Here is a 16,903-nt window from a genome sequence, read left to right on the forward strand (position 1 = left end):
CTCGCAGACGATCGGCCTTCAGAGCTTGAGCGCGACCTTGGCGTCGCGGAGCTGGACGATCTGGCCGGTGAGCTCGTCCTTCTTGGCGAAATCCTCGGTGGCGTCGCGCAGGAGTTCGACCGCCTCGATGTCGCGGTCGAGGGACTCCGGCGAGATCTCCTCGAAGGGGTTCGCACGCTCGGCAATGACGGTGACGGAGGTCGGGCCGATGTCGGCGAAGCCGCCGCGGACCAGGACGCGCTTGCCGGTATGGCCGGCCTCGTTGATCACGATGACGCCGACCTTGAGGGCGGTGAGCACGGGAGCGTGGCCGGGGAGCACGGTCATTTCGCCCTCGATGCCGGGCAGCTGCACGGCCTCGATCTGGCCGGAATACAGCGTCCGCTCGGGACCGACGAAATCGAACTGGAAGGTGGCCATGAGGTCGAGGATCCCGGCTCGGGTTGTCTGTGCGGAAGGACGGCGCGCCGTGCCCGAGAGGGGCGCGCGCCGTCGTGTTCGTCGTCAGGCCCTGCGGCGATCGGCGACGAAGCCGATCCCGAGGCCCAGCACCGCGCCGATGACGGCGAAGATGCCGATATGCTGCATCTGGCCCGTGGTCAGGGAGCCGCCGCGGGTTCCCGCCGGCGAATCCCCCTGAACCTCGAGGCTGAACGACCCGATCTTGATCTCGGCGGCCTCGGGCCGGGTGAGATACCCGGCGAGACCGCCGACCACGAGACCGACGAGAAGGAGAACGGCTTTGAGGTTCAAGACCTCAGGCCGCCGCGGCGATCTTCTTCGCCTTTTCCTTGGCGTCCTCGATCGTGCCGACCATGTAGAACGCCGCCTCCGGCAGGTCGTCGTACTCGCCGTTCACGAGACCCTTGAAGCCCTTGATCGTGTCGGCCAGCGGGACCTGGATGCCCGGCGAGCCGGTGAAGATCTCGGCCACCGAGAAGGGCTGCGAGAAGAAGCGCTCGATCTTACGGGCACGGGCGACGGTAAGCTTGTCCTCTTCCGAGAGCTCGTCCATGCCCAGGATCGCGATGATGTCCTGCAGGGCCTTGTAGCGCTGCAGGGTCTGCTGGACTTTGCGGGCGACGTCGTAGTGCTCCTCGCCGAGGACGGCGGGGTTGAGCATGCGCGAGGTGGAGTCCAGCGGATCCACGGCCGGGTAGATGCCCTTCTCGGCGATCGAGCGGGACAGCACAGTCGTGGCGTCGAGGTGGGCGAACGAGGCGGCCGGGGCCGGGTCGGTCAGATCGTCGGCGGGCACGTAGATGGCCTGCACCGAGGTGATCGAGCCCTTGGTGGTGGTGGTGATGCGCTCTTGGAGGGCGCCCATGTCAGTGGCGAGCGTCGGCTGGTAGCCCACCGCCGACGGGATGCGGCCGAGGAGCGCCGACACTTCCGAGCCGGCCTGGGTGAAGCGGAAGATGTTGTCCACGAAGAACAGCACGTCCTGGCCCTGGTCGCGGAAGTCCTCGGCGATGGTGAGGCCGGTGAGGGCGACACGCGAGCGGGCGCCGGGGGACTCGTTCATCTGACCGTAGACGAGGGCGCACTTGGAGCCCTCGGCGGAGCCGTTGTGCTCCTTGGGGTCCATGTTCACCTTGGACTCGATCATCTCGTGGTAGAGATCGTTGCCCTCGCGGGTCCGCTCACCGACGCCGGCGAACACCGAGTAGCCGGAGTGCACCTTGGCGATGTTGTTGATGAGCTCCATGATCAGCACGGTCTTGCCGACGCCGGCGCCGCCGAACAGGCCGATCTTGCCGCCCTTGGCATAGGGGGCGAGGAGGTCGACGACCTTGATGCCGGTGACGAGGATCTGTGACTCGGTGGACTGCTCGGAATAGGCGGGCGCCGGCTGGTGGATGGCGCGGAGCGTGTCCGACTGGATCGGGCCGGCCTCGTCGATCGGCTCGCCGATGACGTTCATGATGCGGCCGAGGGTGTTGAAGCCGACCGGAACCTTGATGGCCTCGCCGGTGTCGGTGACTTCCTGGCCGCGGACCAGGCCTTCCGAGGTGTCCATGGCGATGCAGCGCACGGTGCTCTCGCCGAGCTGCATGGCGACTTCGAGAACGAGGCGGCTGCCGTTGTTCTTGGTCTCCAGGGCATTCAGGATCTCGGGCAGGTGGCCGTCGAAGTGAACGTCGACCACGGGGCCGATGACCTGGGTGATCTTGCCGACCTTGTTCGAGCCGGCGCCGGGGATCGCGGTGTTCGCCATGTTACGGGTCCTTTGGATATGTTGCGGTCAGGGCGTCGTCTGCGCTTAGAGCGCTTCGGCGCCCGAGATGATCTCGATGAGTTCCTTGGTGATCATGGCCTGACGCGTCCGGTTGTAGATCTGCGTCTGCTTCTTGATCATTTCGCCCGCGTTGCGCGTGGCGGAGTCCATGGCGCCGGTGCGAGCGCCCTGCTCGGAAGCGGCGTTCTCCAGGAGTGCCCGGAACACCTGGACGGTGAGGTTGCGCGGGAGCAGCGTGTCGAGGATGGCCTCCTCGCTCGGCTCGAACTGAAGGGCGGCGTCCGGCGCCGTGGCGCCGGTCTCCGGCAGCTCGGCCGGGATGAGCTTCTGCGCCGTCGGGATCTGCGAGATCACGGAGCGGAATCGCGAGTAGAACAACGTCGCGACATCGAACTCGCCGGCATCGAAGCGGGCGATGATGCTGTCGGCGATCTCGGCGGCGAACTCGTAGTCGACCGCCTTGTTGCCGCGCAGGTCGCGGTTCTCGATGATCTCGTCACGGAACTGGCGGCGGAGGAGGTCGTAGCCCTTCTTGCCGACGGTGATCATCTTCACCGTCTTGCCCTCGGCCATCAGCCGGCGGGCATGGTCACGGGCGAGACGGGCGATCGAGGAGTTGAAGCCGCCGCACAGGCCGCGATCGGCCGTGCAGACGATGAGCAGGTGGGTCTTCTCCGCGCCGGTGCCGGAGAGGAGTCGGGGCCCCTGCACGCCGCCGACGAGGTTCGCCGCGAGGTTTCCCAGAACCTGGGACATCTTCTCGGCATAGGGACGCGCGCTCTCGGCGGCCATCTGGGCGCGCCGCAGCTTGGCGGCGGCGACCATCTGCATCGCCTTGGTGATCTTCTGCGTGCCCTTCACCGAGGTGATGCGGTTCCGCAGATCCTTCAAACTCGCCATGGGGTGACTTCCAGATCCATCCGCTGCCGCTCAAGGCGAGGCGCCCGGACGATCCGGGCGCCTGCGCTCGCTCAAGATCCGGTCGCCCGCAGGCGACCGGGTTCGCTGTCGATGCCGCGACTTACGCGAGCGACTTGGCGACGCTCTCGACGACGCCCTTCAGCGTCTTGGCGCTGTCGTCCGACAGGTCCTTCGAGTCGCGGATCTTGGTGAGCAGGTCGGCGTGCTTGGTGCGCAGGGCCGAAAGCAGGGCGTCCTCGAAGGGACGGACCTTGTTCAGCGGCAGGGTGTCGAGGTAGCCGTTCACGCCGGCGTAGATCACCGCCACCTGCTCTTCCATCTTCAGCGGCGAGAACTGCGGCTGCTTCAGGAGCTCGGTCAGGCGCGAACCGCGGTTCAGGAGCTTCTGGGTCGAGGCGTCGAGGTCCGAGCCGAACTGCGCGAAGGCGGCCATCTCGCGGTACTGCGCGAGCTCGCCCTTGATCTTGCCGGCGACCTTCTTCATCGCCTTCGTCTGGGCCGAGGAGCCCACGCGAGAGACCGAGAGACCGACGTTCACCGCCGGGCGGATACCCTGGTAGAACAGGTCGGTCTCGAGGAAGATCTGGCCGTCGGTGATCGAGATCACGTTGGTGGGGATGTAGGCCGAGACGTCGTTGGCCTGGGTCTCGATGACCGGCAGCGCGGTCAGCGAGCCGTTGCCGGCGGCATCGCCCATCTTGGCGGCGCGCTCGAGCAGGCGCGAATGCAGGTAGAACACGTCGCCCGGGTAAGCCTCGCGGCCCGGCGGACGGCGCAGCAGCAGCGACATCTGGCGGTAGGCGACGGCCTGCTTGGAGAGATCGTCATAGACGATCACGGCGTGCATGCCGTTGTCGCGGAAGTACTCGCCCATGGCGCAACCGGCGAAGGGTGCGATGAACTGCATCGGCGCGGCGTCGGACGCGGTGGCGGCGATAACGATCGAGTACTCGAGCGCGCCGTTGTCTTCTAGCGACTTCACGAACTGGGCGACGGTGGAGCGCTTCTGCCCGATGGCGACGTAGACGCAGTAGAGCTTCGCGTTCTCGTCGGTGCCGGCATGGGCCGGCTTTTGGTTCAGGATCGTGTCAAGGGCGATGGCGGTCTTGCCGGTCTGGCGATCGCCGATGATGAGCTCGCGCTGGCCGCGGCCGACGGGGATCAGGGCGTCGATGGCCTTGAGGCCGGTGGCCATCGGCTCGTGCACCGACTTGCGCGGGATGATGCCCGGCGCCTTCACGTCGACGCGGCGACGCTCGGTGGTGGCGATGGGGCCCTTGCCGTCGATCGGGTTGCCGAGGGCGTCGACGACGCGGCCGAGCAGCGCCTTGCCGACCGGCACGTCCACGATCGCGCCGGTGCGCTTGACGGTCTGACCTTCCTTGATGTCGCGGTCGGATCCGAAGATCACGATGCCGACGTTGTCCTGCTCGAGGTTGAGGGCCATGCCGCGCACGCCCGACTCGAACTCGACCATCTCACCGGCCTGGACGCTGTCGAGGCCGTAGGCGCGGGCGATGCCGTCACCGACGGACAGAACCTGACCGACCTCGGTGACTTCGGCTTCCTGGCCGAAATTCTTGATCTGATCCTTCAGGATCGCGGAGATCTCGGCGGCGCGGATGTCCATCGTCGGGCCTCTTGTCTTGGATTGAATGAATGGGGTTGGGAACGGGAAGCGGTCGGGCCTCGAGGGCCCTTACCGGGCTTCCCGCATCGCGAGGCGAATTCCGTTGAGCTTGGTGCGCAGGGACGCGTCCACCATGCGGCTGCCGATCTTGACCACGAGGCCGCCGATCAGGCTGGGGTCGATCTTGAGGTCGAGGTCGATCTCGGCGCGCGCCACGTCGCGCAGGGAGGCCTTGATCTCCTCCACGACGGCGTCGGAGGGACGCTCGGCGACGGTCACCTCGGCGCGGACGATGCCCTTCGACTCGCGCACCAGGGTGCGGAAGGCGCGGATCATGTCGGGAAGGGCGAACAGTCGACGGTTGGCGGCCGCGAGGCGGATGAAGTTGCCGCCGATGCCGCCGATGCCGGACTTCTCCAGCAGCGAGACGATGGCGGCCTCCTGCTCGGCGCCCGTGAAGATCGGGCTGCGCACGAAGCGTCGCAGGTCGGCGCTCTCCTTGAGCATCGCGTCGAACCGGTCGAGGCTCGCCGCCACGCCATCGACGTCGCGCTCATCGCGCGCCAGCTCGAACAAGGCCGACGCGTAGCGTGCCGCTACGCCTGCAACCGGGGAACCCGCCTCGGAACCGTTCTGCGCCACGCGCCGCTCTCTCTTCAATCCTGCCTGAGGGCTCCGGCCGCGTCGCGCCGTGTTCGGCGCGGGCTCTGAAACCGTCAGGATTGGGAACGTGCCGGTCTGCGCGGGCCATGAAAAGCCCGCCCTTCCGGCGCGGCGAGGGCCTAGCATGCGTGTCCGGGGGGCGCAAGACGATGGAACTTGCGCCGGTGCGTTGTGCAACGCGAGATGCCGAACCCTGTTCCGATGCGGACAAACGGTGGCGAAGGTGAGGCCGCCTCAGCAGGCGATGCGGTCGCAGCGTCGGGTCGCGGCGACCATCCGCGCGAGGGCCTTCGGGCCGGGATGGCCGAGAAGCCCCGTGTTGCCGAGCACGTAGGAGGGGGTCGCGGCGAGCCCGAGATCGGCGGCCATGCGCATCTGCGCCTTGAGGGCGAGCCGCACCTCCTCGCTGTCGGCGATGCTTTCGATCTCGGCGGCGGGCACACCGAGCTTGGCGGCGGCCTGGAGGGCGCCGGGCCCGTCGATCTTGCCGGGCTTGGCCAGCAGCGTTCGATACAGGCTCCAGGCCGCTGCCGATCCGAGCTTGCGCTGGATCGCAAGGGCGACCTTCGCGGCCTGGGCCGATTGCACCGCGAGAATGGGATTGTTGATCAGGCCGATTCGCAGCGATGGATCGCTCTCGCTGAGGGAGACCATGTCGGCCGCCGCCTTCCGGCAATACGGGCAATTGTAGTCGAAGAACTCGTACAGGGTCGTCTCTGCCTCGGCCGGTCCGACATAGGTGACCCCGCGCAGAGCTGGAATCTCGCCGACGATCTCGCCGGGCAGACGCATGTTCGCGACCGGCCGGCCCTCGTCGTTGTCCACCTTGAACGCCTGGCCGTAGCCCTGTGCCACACTCTCCCCGGCGATCGCGAGGCCAGCGGCAAGGCCGGTGGAGGCGAGGAGGAAGCGCCGGCGGTGTAGGCCCGGTAACGCGAAGCTCATGGGGCGGCCCTGGTAGCGTGGGGATCGGGGAAGCGTGCGGAAAGCCGCCCGGCTTCTAGACCCGCCGGTGCCCGACCGCCAGCGCCGCCGCGCCGCCCCGCCTCAGCGCATCGCGCCGGGCCGGTCCCCCGCCGCCCAGGCGAGGGCCTGTTCCAGGCGGTCGTTGCCCCAGAACAATTCGCCGTCGCCGGCCAGGAAGGTCGGTGCACCGAAGATCCCGCGGGACCGCGCCTCCTCGCCGTTGACGCGCAGCCGCCCCTTGTTCGCCTCCGCCGCCGCCTGCTTCAGGATAATCGTGCCGTCGAGGCCGAGGCCGTTGAGGATCGACACCACGGCGGGCGGCTCGGCGATCGACTGCCCGCGGGCGAACTCGGCCTCGTAGACGGCCTTGGAGAAGGGCACGAGCCAATCGTGGTCCATGCCGTAGGTCGCCGCGCGGGTGGCGCTCAGACTGTTCTGCGGGAAGGGATCGGGGCGCTTGACGGGTGGGAGGCCGAGCCGGGCCGCCTCGCGCTCGACGTCGCGCCACATGTGGCGCCCCTTGGCGGCGTAGAGGTTGAACGGCGAAGAATTCCAGCCCTGCGCGGCGAAGATCGGCCCGACCAGGAACGGGCGCCAGCGGATCTCGACCTCGGCCGCCGCCGCCAGGGCCTCGATCCGCATGGCCGAGAGGTAGGAATAGGTCGATGCGAACTCGTACCAGAATTCGAGGGTCGGCCTGCGCGGCATGCGTCGAATCTCCGGGGTCGAGAACGGTCGTGAGTGTCGCCCGCCCGAGGGCTCGCGACAAGGCGGTTCACGCTCACGGCCACGCTGAGCGAACGCGTCCGACGGCACAGCGGTTGCACGGCCCCGCGCTCCGCTGATAAGCCGCGGCAATCACGACGCGGAGGCGCGCGACGCCGACGCACACGACGCCCGAACCGGAAGCGAGCTCATGACCGACGCGAACCCGAAGCCCGTCAACAAGGTCGTGCTCGCCTATTCCGGCGGACTCGACACGTCGATCATCCTGAAGTGGCTGCAGACGACCTATGGCTGCGAGGTCATCACCTTCACGGCCGATCTCGGCCAGGGCGAGGAGCTCGAGCCGGCCCGCAAGAAGGCGGAACTGCTCGGCATCAAGCCCGAGAACATCTTCATCGAGGATCTGCGCGAGGAATTCGTGCGGGACTACGTGTTTCCGATGTTCCGGGCCAACGCTCAGTACGAGGGTGTCTATCTCCTGGGCACCTCCATCGCCCGGCCGCTGATCGCCAAGAAGCAGATCGAGATCGCCGAGAAGCTCGGGGCGGACGCCGTCTGCCACGGCGCCACCGGCAAGGGCAACGACCAAGTCCGGTTCGAGCTCGGCTACTATGCCCTGAAGCCCGACGTCACGGTCATCGCCCCCTGGCGCGAGTGGGACCTGAAGAGCCGAGAGCAGCTGATCGCCTTCGCCGAGCAGCACCAGATCCCGATCTCCAAGGACAAGCGCGGCGAGAGCCCCTTCTCCGTGGACGCCAACCTCCTGCACGCCTCCTCGGAGGGCAAGGTGCTGGAGGACCCCGCCGACGAGGTGCCGGATTACGTCTACTCGCGCACTCGCTCGCCCGAGGAGGCGCCGGATACGCCGACCGTGATCACCATCGGCTTTGAGAAGGGAGACGCCGTCTCCATCGATGGCGAGCGGCTGTCGCCCGCGAGCCTGCTCGCCAAGCTCAACCAGCTCGGCCACGACAACGGTATCGGTCGCTTGGACCTCGTCGAGAACCGCTTCGTCGGCATGAAGAGCCGCGGCATGTACGAGACGCCGGGCGGCACCATCCTGCTTCCCGCCCATCGGGCCATCGAGTCGATCACGCTGGACCGGGGTGCCGCACACCTCAAGGACCAGCTGATGCCGCAATACGCGGAGCTGATCTACAACGGCTTCTGGTTCTCGCCCGAGCGCGAGATGCTGCAGGCCCTGATCGACAAGAGCCAGGAGATGGTCACCGGCGAGGTCCGGCTGAAGCTCTACAAGGGCGGCGTCCATGTCATCGGCCGCACCAGCCCGAACTCGCTTTATGACCAGGACCTCGTCACCTTCGAGGAGGGCGCCGTCGCCTACGACCACCGCGACGCGGCCGGCTTCATCAAGCTCAACGCCCTGCGCCTGCGCACCCTCGCCCAGCGCAGGAAGAAGCTCGGCGCCTGAGGCGAAACCCGCCGGGTCCCCTCCCCACGGGGACCCGGCTAGACGGACCGACTTGCGGAGAAGCCCTGGAGGATCTGGGGCACCTCGCCGGAAATCTGCCGGGCGAGGAATCCCACGGGCCCGACCGATTTCGCGAGCCGGGCGCCGGCGTCACCGTGGAGGTAGACGCCCCACAGAGCGGCGGTCAGCGGATCGACGCCCCGGGCGAGGATGCCGGTGATGACGCCCGCGAGGACGTCGCCCGAGCCGGAGGTGGCGAGGCCGACGCCGCCGCCATCGTAGTGCCAGTGCGCGCCGTCGGGGGCGACGATCCAGCTCTCGGCGCCCTTCATGATGACCACGGCCCGCAGCATTTCGGCAGCGCGCCGGGCCGCCTTCAGGGGTTCTGCCTCTACGGCCCCGCGGTCCCAGTCCAGGAGCTGCGCCATCTCCCCCGCATGCGGTGTCAGCACCGGCGGAGCGAGAAGGGCGCGCACCGTCTCGGCATGGGCAGCAAGGCCGCAGATGGCGCCGGCATCGAGGACGTAGGCGATCTCGTCCTGGTCCGCGAGCAGCGTGCGGACCAGCGTTGTGGTGATCGCGCAGGTGTTCATGCCGGGTCCGAGCAGCACCGCGTCGCAGCGCCGGGCCGCCTCGGCGATGCGAGGGGCCGCGGCCTCCGCCTCGATCTCGCCCCCGCCGGTCTCCGGGAGACCGATCACCATCGCCTCGGGCACGGCCAGGGCCATCGCCACGGCGACGCTTCGCACGGAGGCGATCTTCAGCTTGCCCGCACCGGCCCGCAGGGCCGCAACGCCGGCGAGGAAAACGGCGCCCGGCACCTCGGCGCAGCCGCCGAGGACGAGAACGCTGCCGCGGTCGTCCTTGCTGCCGGCCTCCGGGGTCGGAAGCGGACGCGCCCGCAGGCACGCGGCGTCGAGTTCGCTCCCGGTCATCGCACGTCTTCCGTCAGCGAGGGTTCGGCGGTGACGGGAGCGCCTGCCCGCTGGACCGGGGCGACGAAGTTGTAGCGCGCGAGATGGAGGCGGCCGGTGGAACCCGTTTGTGCCCGGAAGGCATATTCCGTAACGGAGCAGTTCAGGACGTCTCCCTCGGCATCGATGCCGAGGATCTCGGCCTCGCTGAGGTTCTCGATGAGGTAGCGCAGACAGAGCACCACCACCTGGTGGGCGACGATCAGGACGCGCTTCTCGCCGTGGTGCAGGGAAATCGTGTCCATGGCGCCGCGCAGACGCAGGATGACATCGCACCAGCTCTCGCCGCAGGTGGGGCGATAGTAGAATTTTCCGAGGCGGGCCCGCAATTCGGCCTGTTCCGGATGAAGCGCGTCGACGCCCGTGCGCGTGAGCCGGTCGAGCATCCCCAGTTCCTTCTCGCGCAGTCGCTCGTCGACGGTGTCGTCGGCCGCGTCCGATGCGAGGCCGCCGGCCCGGCGAATGCCCGCGACGGTCTGCTGTGCCCGGAGGTAGGGCGAGCTCAGCACCACGTTCGGACGCTCCGCGTCCGGCATCTCGGAAAACCAGCGCCCCAACGCCTCGGACTGCCGACGGCCGCGATCGCTCAGGGGAACGTCGACGTCGCGCTCCGGGATGTCGATGCGTTCCAGCCCAGCGTCATGGGCGGCATCGCGCGCGACGTTGCCCGCGCTCTCGCCGTGTCGGACGACCCAGATCCGGCTCGGCCAGCGTTGCAGCATCCGTCACGTTCCTCGGCTTGTTCTCCACCGCCAACGTTCCTGCAGGCCGATCCGTTCGCTTGCTGCGTCGTTCGCACCCCTCAAGCTGGCTGCCAGCCCGAGGTGCCGCGGGAGAAGTCGCCCGGGCCGAGATCGGCGTAGCGCAGGAAGATCTGGAGCACCGGCTGCATCTCGCGGTGCCCGGTTGGCAGGCCGACCCCCGGGCCGTAGGGCGCGTCCGTGTCCACGGCCGGCACGTCGCGGGCGGCGTCCCAGCGGATCGCCAGGGCTTTGACGCGGGCGACCTGCTCGGCCGCGACGTCGAAGGTGACGTGCTCGGGCGTCTCACCGGTGGCCTCATCGCGAAAGACGTCGCCGACATCGTCGGAGGCAAGCTTCGCCAGGGTGTTGTGATAGGCGTAGCGCCCCGGCTTGAGGACGGCATTGGCGGTGAAAACCGCAAGGGCATCGCCCAGAGCGCGGTGCTCCTCGTCGGCCCCGTCGTCGTCGCCGGTGACGTTGAAGATATCGCCGTCGCGGTCGGTGCTGCCGTAGGGCGCGTCGGGGTGGACGATGGGCGCACCGACGCCCTCAGGGTTCCAGGCCACCACCATCCGGCGAATCAGCGCGATGCGCTCGAGGGTGAGTTCGAAGGTCGGCTGGGTCATCGTCGGTCTTTCGCCCATGGGGTCGCGCGGGGGCAGGTCGTGGTCGCGGGGGCTCAGCACCGCGATGAGGATGGGCGGCAGGTAGCCGATCCCGTGGCCTCGGGCTACCGCTTCAGGCAACCCATCAGCCCCGAGACGCCGTTCATCCGCGCTTGGATCCGAGCGGCCTGGGCCCGGACGCCACGCGAGGGCAGAGCCGGATTGCGCAGGATCGGGTTGGGCAGCACGGCGGCCAGCAGCGCCGCCTCCCCGCGGGTGAGGGCGCGGGCCGGCTTGCCGAACCAGCGCCGGGCAGCGGCTTCGGCCCCGAACACCCCCTCCCCCCACTCGGCGATGTTGAGGTAGATCTCCATGGTGCGCGGCTTGCCCCACAGGGTATCGGCCACGAGGGCCAGGGGGATCTCGAGCGCCTTCCGGATCACCGATCGGCCCGGCCACAGGAAGACGTTCTTCACCGTCTGCATCGGGATGGTCGAGGCGCCGCGGCTCGGGCCCTCCTCGTCGTCGACCACGTCCCGCAGGGCGCCCCAATCCACGCCGTTGTGCAGGCAGTAGCGCTGGTCCTCCGACGCGATGACGGCCTGGACGAGGTAGGGTGAGATGGCCTCGAGCCCCACCGCCTGCCGGTCGACGGAGTGCAGCGTCAACCATCGCCCCAGCATCAGGGTTGAGGGCGGGGTCAGCGCACTATAGACGAGCGCGAGCGACAATAAGAGGACGAGGCCGATGACGGGGAGGAGCAGGATGAGGTTGACGATCCGTCGCAAGCCTCTCGCCCGTGTCCTGCCGGATGCCTCGCGCATCGGCAGCGGGCGCGCCGAAACCTGCCGCAACGGCTGCTCCGCGCTCTCCTCCCGATCCTGAATTCGAACCTCCCCCGCCCACGACACGACACCGTCTGACCGAAGGCCCGACCGAACATGACCTCAACGCAAGGATCCCACGCTTCGGTCAAGGCGGATGCCCCGGTCGACGCGTTTTCCCACAGGCTTGCCACGGTTGCGGACACGGTGGAGGCCTACCTCGCCGAGCGCCTGACCCCAGAGACGCAGGCCGGCGAGATCACCCGTCCGGTGCGCCTGATGGACGCGATGCGCCACGCCGTGCTCGGCGGCGGCAAGCGCCTGCGCCCGTTCCTGGCCATCGAGACCGCCCGGATGCTCGGCGGGACAGAGACCGGCGCCCTCGCAGCCGGCTCGGCCATCGAGCTGGTGCACTGCTACTCCCTCGTCCACGACGACATGCCCGCCATGGACGACGACGACCTGCGCCGCGGCAAGCCCACCGTGCACAAGGCCTATGACGAGGCGACCGCGATCCTGGTGGGCGACGCCCTCCAGACCCTGGCCTTCGAGATCTTGGCCGACGCCGCCTGGCAACCCGATCCTGCCGTGCGCGCGGACCTCGTGCTCGGTCTCGCCAAGGCCTCGGGCCTCGGCGGCATGGTCGGCGGCCAGCTCCTCGACCTCGGCGCCGAGGGTCGCTTCGGTCCCGTCTCCCTCGATGTCGACGATACGCTGCAGCTTCAGGCCATGAAGACCGGCGCGATCCTGGCCTTCTCGGTGGAAGCCGGTGCGATCGTCGGCGGCGCGACCCCGGACCAGCGCAAGGCGCTGCTGCGCTACGGCCACGCCCTGGGCCAGGCTTTCCAGATCGCCGATGACATCCTCGACCGCGAGGCTTCGTCCGAAGCCATGGGCAAGGCCACCGGCAAGGACAAGGATGCCGGCAAGGCGACCCTGGTCGACCGCCTCGGCCTCGACGGCGCCCGTGCCGAGTGCGACCGCCTCGTCGGCGTCTGCGAGGAGGCCGTGGCATCCTGGGGCGACAAGGCCGAGACCCTGCGCCAGGCGGCGCGGTTCACGGTGGCGCGCAAGGTCTGACGCCTGATCCGACGGCGGACCGCCTGCCCCCCGTCCTTCGAACATCCATCGCGAGTTGATCCCATGACCCCCTACAAGCTCCTCCTCCTCCCCGGCGACGGCATCGGCCCCGAGGTGATGGCAGAGGTCGAGAAGGTGATCGGCGTTCTGGATGCGCTGGGTCTCGCCCACTTCGAGATCGAGCGCGACCTCGTCGGCGGCAGCGCCATCGACGCCCACGGCAAGCCGCTGACGGACGAGGCCCTGGCCCGGGCCGATGCCGCCGATGCCATCCTGCTCGGCGCGGTGGGCGGCCCGAAATGGGCGGATGTCGCTTACGAGATCCGGCCCGAGGCAGGGCTCCTGCGCCTGCGCAAGGATCTGGGCCTCTTCGCCAACCTGCGTCCGGCGATCTGCTACCCGGCCCTCGCCGAGGCCTCGGCCCTGAAGCGCGAGTTGGTCGAGGGCCTCGACATCATGATCGTGCGCGAGCTCACGGGTGGCGTCTATTTCGGCGAGCCGAAGGAGATCACCACCCTGCCGGACGGCTCGAAGCGCGCCGTCGACACCCAGGTCTACACCACGGCCGAGATCGAGCGGATCGCCCACGTGGCCTTCGACCTCGCCCGCAAGCGCTCGGGCCGGGTAGCCTCGGTCGAGAAGCACAACGTGATGAAGTCGGGCGTCCTCTGGAAGGAGGTCGTGACCCGGGTCCATGCCGAGTACAGCGACGTGAGCCTGGAGCACGTGCTCGCCGACAACTGTGCCATGCAGCTGGTCCGCCGCCCGAAGCAGTACGACGTCCTCGTCACCGACAACCTGTTCGGGGACGTGCTCTCGGACGTGGCGGCGATGCTCACCGGCTCGCTCGGCATGCTGCCCTCCGCCTCCCTGGGCGCCGTCGATGCCAAGGGCAGCCGCAAGGCCCTCTACGAGCCGGTCCACGGCTCGGCACCCGACATCGCCGGCAAGGGTTACGCGAACCCGATCGCCATGATCGGCTCGCTGGCCATGTGCCTGCGCTACTCCTTCGGCCTGGGTGAAGCCGCCGACCTTCTGGACTCGGCCGTCACCCGCACCCTCGCGTCCGGCGCCCGCACACGGGACATCGCTGCTGAGGGAACGGCTCCGATCAGCACCGCCGAGATGGGCGACGCGATCATCCGCGAATTGAGGCACGCCGCCGCCTGATTCAGGTGCGGATGTCGCAGCGAGCGACGTCCAAACGAAAACGGGCCCCGTGAGGGGCCCGTCGCATGTCCGGCTTTTGAGGCTGGAATTAGTAAGGGTTGCCGAAGCGCGAAACGTAGGAGGTCGGGTCGATCGCGTCGATGGCCGACAGGTCGACGTTGCGGATCGCGCTCGAACGGGCGCCGACGAACGGGCCGTTGGTGATCGGATCCGACAGGATGCCACCGCCGAAGCGATCGTTGCGGCCATAGGGGGGCGAGTTCAGGTAGCTCGCAGTGATGAACTGCGGGTTGGTTGCCGGGTTGCTGACCGAGCCGTTGTTCGCCTCGACCACGTTGCCGGCATCGAGCCAGCTCCGCGGACGGATGCGGATCGGCAGGGGCTGGCTGACGCGGTAGCCGGCCGGCGCATAACGCCCCTGGGCCTCGGCAGCGGTGTTCGCGCCGACGGCTGCGAGCGTGAGGGCACCCATCAGGGCAATCGAGACAGAGCGCATGACGCACCTTCGTTGAAGCTGTGGGACTGTAGGCCGGGCTTCCTTAAGAAACTAAGGCCTTCGCATGGAGGGAAGACGTGCCAGCCCGGCCGAGGTTCCCGGATTATGGCCGCGCTTCGCGCGATCGCCGCAGTTTAGCCTCATTTTTTCGTGTGGCCCGACTTTCTTGTGGCCCGACTTGGGATCGATCCGGTCTCGCTTCCGATATCCCGCGGCGACACCGTCGCGACAAGGGCAGGCGGCCCACATCCGGGATCGCGCCGGGCCTCGAAGCTCGCGAAGGCGGCCTCTCGCTCCGGAGAAGCTTGACCGTTCAGCACGACCTTGTCGAGAAGACAGGTGATGGCCCGCGGCTCCGGCGCCTGTCCGAGGGGCGCGCAGAGCCAGCCGTCCAGGCGCAGCGCGCCGGAGTTCAGGCTGGCAAAGCCCGTGCAGGCGCGCTTGCCCTCGCCACCGAGAGTGAACTGGAGGGTCTCCATGGGGCCGAACTTGGTCTCGATGGCACCGCGCTCTCCGGTGCGGATCACGGCCAGGGCCTGACCATCCGCGGCCCGTCGGGCCAGGGTGATGAACAGGCTAGGGCCCGGCTCGGTCTCGGATGCTTCGGTCAGGGTCAGGCGCAGGTATGGTGCCTCGATCGTATCGAAGCCGCCCTGGACCAAAAGGTCCTCCCGACGGCCGCTCGACGGATTGAGCCGGGCCGCCTCCGCGCGCGGCGCCTCGATCGCCTCGGGGTCGTTCAGGCGGAAGCGGGGCGCCGACAGGGCGAGGGGCATCGCGGGGCGCACGGCCTGAGCCGAGACCGGCACGAAGCCGGGCCCGGGCGGTGCCTCCATGGCCGAAGCGGCAGGGTCGGGCCCTCCTCCCCGTGCCGCCAGACTCAAGACCGCGACCACGGCCCCCGCTGCCAAGACCTGCATGAGGTGGCGGACCGACGGACAAGGAAGCCGCATCCGCTCTGTAGCCGTCGCGTCCGTTCCCAATCCGTCTCGCTCGAAAACCGTTCGCATCGCGTTCCGGGGTTCTTCGGCGACCGCGCGCCGCCCGAGCCCATCCTGCTCCCCACTCCGGCAAACCGGGGTTTCCGGATCGGGTGCGGCCTCCGCCTTTCCGACGACAGGGTGAATCGTTGGTATCGACCCATGCGGGCGACACATGCCGGCCCGTGCTTGCAGCGGGCCCTGCCCATCGCGATCTCTCGGTACGGGGCCCACCGCGCGACACACAGAAGGACTTCATGATCCCCCTTTCCGTCCTCGACCTCGCCTTCGTGCCCGAGGGCGCGACGCCTGCCGATGCCCTGCGAAACAGCGTGGATCTCGCCCGCCACGCGGAAGAGCACGGCTATCGTCGCTTTTGGCTCGCCGAGCACCACAACATGATCGGCGTCGCCAGTGCGGCGACGGCTGTCGTGATCGGGCACGTCGCGGCTGGCACACGGACGATCCGCGTCGGCGCGGGCGGCATCATGCTGCCGAACCACGCCCCCCTGGTCATCGCCGAGCAATTCGGTACCCTGGAGACCCTGTTCCCCGGCCGGATCGATCTCGGCCTCGGGCGCGCGCCCGGCACCGATCCGCGCACCACGCGCGCGTTGCGGCGCTCCCCAGATGCCGCCGACACCTTTCCGCAGGACGTGGTGGAACTGCAGGCCCTCTTCGACGACCCGCAGCCCGGACAGACGGTCCAGGCAGTTCCGGGGACGGGGCTGAAGGTGCCCCTTTGGATCCTCGGCTCGAGCACCTACGGCGCGCAGCTCGCCGCGATGCTGGGACTTCCCTACGCCTTCGCCTCGCATTTCGCGCCCGAGCAGCTCTTGCCGGCCCTCGCCCTCTATCGCGAGCGTTTCAAACCGTCAGCGCAGCTCAGCCGCCCGCACGCGATGGTCGGCATCAACGTGGTGGCGGCCGAGACCGACGCCGCGGCGCGCCGGCTCTTCACCTCGGCCCAGCAGCAGTTCACCAACCTCGTGCGCGGCACGCGCGGCCTGCTGCGACCGCCGATCGACGATATCGAGACCTATTGGGCCCCGCACGAGAAGGCACAGGCCTCGCGCATGCTGGCCCGCAGCCTGGTCGGCTCGCCCCAGACCGTGCGAGCGGGGCTCGCCGAGCTGATCCGGGAGACGGGCGCCGACGAGATCATGGTGGCGGCGGCGATCCACGACCAGGGTGCGCGACGAACCTCCTACGCCATCCTGGCGGAGGCGCGGGACGCCCTCGAGGCTGCCCCGGCCGCCCTGGTGGCGTGATCGGAGCGTCCAACCCTTGACAGAGGCGGGAGCGAGGCGTCTTGCTCCCGCCCTTGGCGACTCATGCTGCGATGCGGCGGGCGCCAGACGGCGCGGACCGGGATCGGGCCGCGCACCTTCGCGGCCGGCGGGCCGCCGGCCGCCGTGGGCGGCTCGGCGCACGGCAGGGAGGCTTGAGAACGG

At 68.9% G+C, this 16,903-nt stretch carries 18 protein-coding genes; 4 read left to right on the forward strand and 14 right to left on the reverse strand.

Annotation, left to right across the window (positions count from 1 at the left end):
- Positions 1-18 precede the first annotated feature (18 nt).
- The 8 genes from atpC to ASF20_RS03610 form a co-directional block, all read right to left on the reverse strand.
- Positions 19-420, reverse strand: coding sequence for an ATP synthase F1 subunit epsilon (gene atpC / locus ASF20_RS03575; RefSeq protein WP_056212562.1), 402 nt, complete (start codon positions 418-420; stop codon positions 19-21).
- 84 nt (positions 421-504) lie between these two features.
- On the reverse strand, positions 505-753 hold the full coding sequence (locus ASF20_RS03580; protein WP_056270886.1) for a hypothetical protein: 249 nt from the start codon (positions 751-753) through the stop codon (positions 505-507).
- A 4-nt stretch (positions 754-757) separates the two neighbouring features.
- A complete protein-coding gene (atpD, locus tag ASF20_RS03585) occupies positions 758-2,218 on the reverse strand; it encodes a F0F1 ATP synthase subunit beta (protein WP_056212566.1) in 1,461 nt (486 codons plus the stop codon).
- Positions 2,219-2,263: 45 nt separating this feature from the next.
- Positions 2,264-3,139: a F0F1 ATP synthase subunit gamma gene (locus tag ASF20_RS03590; RefSeq protein ID WP_056270891.1), complete on the reverse strand. Its 876-nt coding sequence runs from the start codon at positions 3,137-3,139 to the stop codon at positions 2,264-2,266.
- Between the two features lie 121 nt (positions 3,140-3,260).
- Positions 3,261-4,790, reverse strand: coding sequence for a F0F1 ATP synthase subunit alpha (gene atpA / locus ASF20_RS03595; RefSeq protein WP_056179751.1), 1,530 nt, complete (start codon positions 4,788-4,790; stop codon positions 3,261-3,263).
- Between the two features lie 69 nt (positions 4,791-4,859).
- Positions 4,860-5,432, reverse strand: coding sequence for a F0F1 ATP synthase subunit delta (locus ASF20_RS03600; RefSeq protein WP_056212570.1), 573 nt, complete (start codon positions 5,430-5,432; stop codon positions 4,860-4,862).
- Between the two features lie 255 nt (positions 5,433-5,687).
- Positions 5,688-6,398: a DsbA family protein gene (locus ASF20_RS03605; RefSeq protein WP_056270895.1), complete on the reverse strand. Its 711-nt coding sequence runs from the start codon at positions 6,396-6,398 to the stop codon at positions 5,688-5,690.
- A gap of 102 nt (positions 6,399-6,500) precedes the next feature.
- Positions 6,501-7,127 carry a 2-hydroxychromene-2-carboxylate isomerase gene (locus ASF20_RS03610; RefSeq protein WP_056212574.1) on the reverse strand — a complete coding sequence of 209 codons (627 nt, stop codon included), beginning with the start codon at positions 7,125-7,127 and terminating at the stop codon, positions 6,501-6,503.
- A gap of 208 nt (positions 7,128-7,335) precedes the next feature.
- On the opposite strand from ASF20_RS03610, the gene ASF20_RS03615 reads away from it, so the two are divergent.
- The gene (locus ASF20_RS03615) at positions 7,336-8,577 is read left to right on the forward strand and encodes an argininosuccinate synthase (RefSeq protein ID WP_056270898.1); all 1,242 of its coding nucleotides are present in this window, start codon (positions 7,336-7,338) and stop codon (positions 8,575-8,577) included.
- Between the two features lie 38 nt (positions 8,578-8,615).
- Here ASF20_RS03615 and ASF20_RS03620 read toward each other — a convergent pair whose 3' ends face one another.
- From ASF20_RS03620 to mtgA, 4 genes are all read right to left on the reverse strand, one after another.
- Positions 8,616-9,512 (reverse strand): NAD(P)H-hydrate dehydratase, encoded by an 897-nt coding sequence (locus ASF20_RS03620; RefSeq protein ID WP_056270903.1) that lies wholly within the window; start codon positions 9,510-9,512, stop codon positions 8,616-8,618.
- A complete protein-coding gene (locus tag ASF20_RS03625) occupies positions 9,509-10,273 on the reverse strand; it encodes a histidine phosphatase family protein (RefSeq protein ID WP_056270906.1) in 765 nt (254 codons plus the stop codon). The genes ASF20_RS03620 and ASF20_RS03625 overlap by 4 nt, the downstream gene beginning before the upstream one ends.
- 80 nt (positions 10,274-10,353) lie before the next feature.
- A complete protein-coding gene (locus ASF20_RS03630; RefSeq protein WP_056212582.1) occupies positions 10,354-10,920 on the reverse strand; it encodes a hypothetical protein in 567 nt (188 codons plus the stop codon).
- Between the two features lie 104 nt (positions 10,921-11,024).
- A complete protein-coding gene (gene mtgA, locus ASF20_RS03635) occupies positions 11,025-11,723 on the reverse strand; it encodes a monofunctional biosynthetic peptidoglycan transglycosylase (protein ID WP_082501157.1) in 699 nt (232 codons plus the stop codon).
- 117 nt (positions 11,724-11,840) lie between these two features.
- Between mtgA and ASF20_RS03640 the strand changes: the two genes are divergently transcribed.
- The gene (locus ASF20_RS03640; RefSeq protein ID WP_056212584.1) at positions 11,841-12,803 is read left to right on the forward strand and encodes a polyprenyl synthetase family protein; all 963 of its coding nucleotides are present in this window, start codon (positions 11,841-11,843) and stop codon (positions 12,801-12,803) included.
- Positions 12,804-12,866: 63 nt separating this feature from the next.
- Positions 12,867-13,973, forward strand: coding sequence for a 3-isopropylmalate dehydrogenase (gene leuB, locus ASF20_RS03645; protein ID WP_056270911.1), 1,107 nt, complete (start codon positions 12,867-12,869; stop codon positions 13,971-13,973).
- 88 nt (positions 13,974-14,061) lie between these two features.
- Here the strand turns inward: leuB and ASF20_RS03650 are convergent, their stop codons facing one another.
- Positions 14,062-14,469 (reverse strand): hypothetical protein, encoded by a 408-nt coding sequence (locus ASF20_RS03650; protein ID WP_056212588.1) that lies wholly within the window; start codon positions 14,467-14,469, stop codon positions 14,062-14,064.
- Positions 14,470-14,609: 140 nt separating this feature from the next.
- Positions 14,610-15,305, reverse strand: coding sequence for a hypothetical protein (locus ASF20_RS03655; RefSeq protein WP_056270914.1), 696 nt, complete (start codon positions 15,303-15,305; stop codon positions 14,610-14,612).
- 401 nt (positions 15,306-15,706) lie between these two features.
- Between ASF20_RS03655 and ASF20_RS03660 the strand changes: the two genes are divergently transcribed.
- Positions 15,707-16,720, forward strand: coding sequence for an LLM class flavin-dependent oxidoreductase (locus ASF20_RS03660; protein WP_056270918.1), 1,014 nt, complete (start codon positions 15,707-15,709; stop codon positions 16,718-16,720).
- The last annotated feature ends 183 nt before the right edge of the window (positions 16,721-16,903 follow it).

It is taken from the genome of Methylobacterium sp. Leaf88 (genome assembly GCF_001422795.1).
GTDB lineage: Bacteria > Pseudomonadota > Alphaproteobacteria > Rhizobiales > Beijerinckiaceae > Methylobacterium.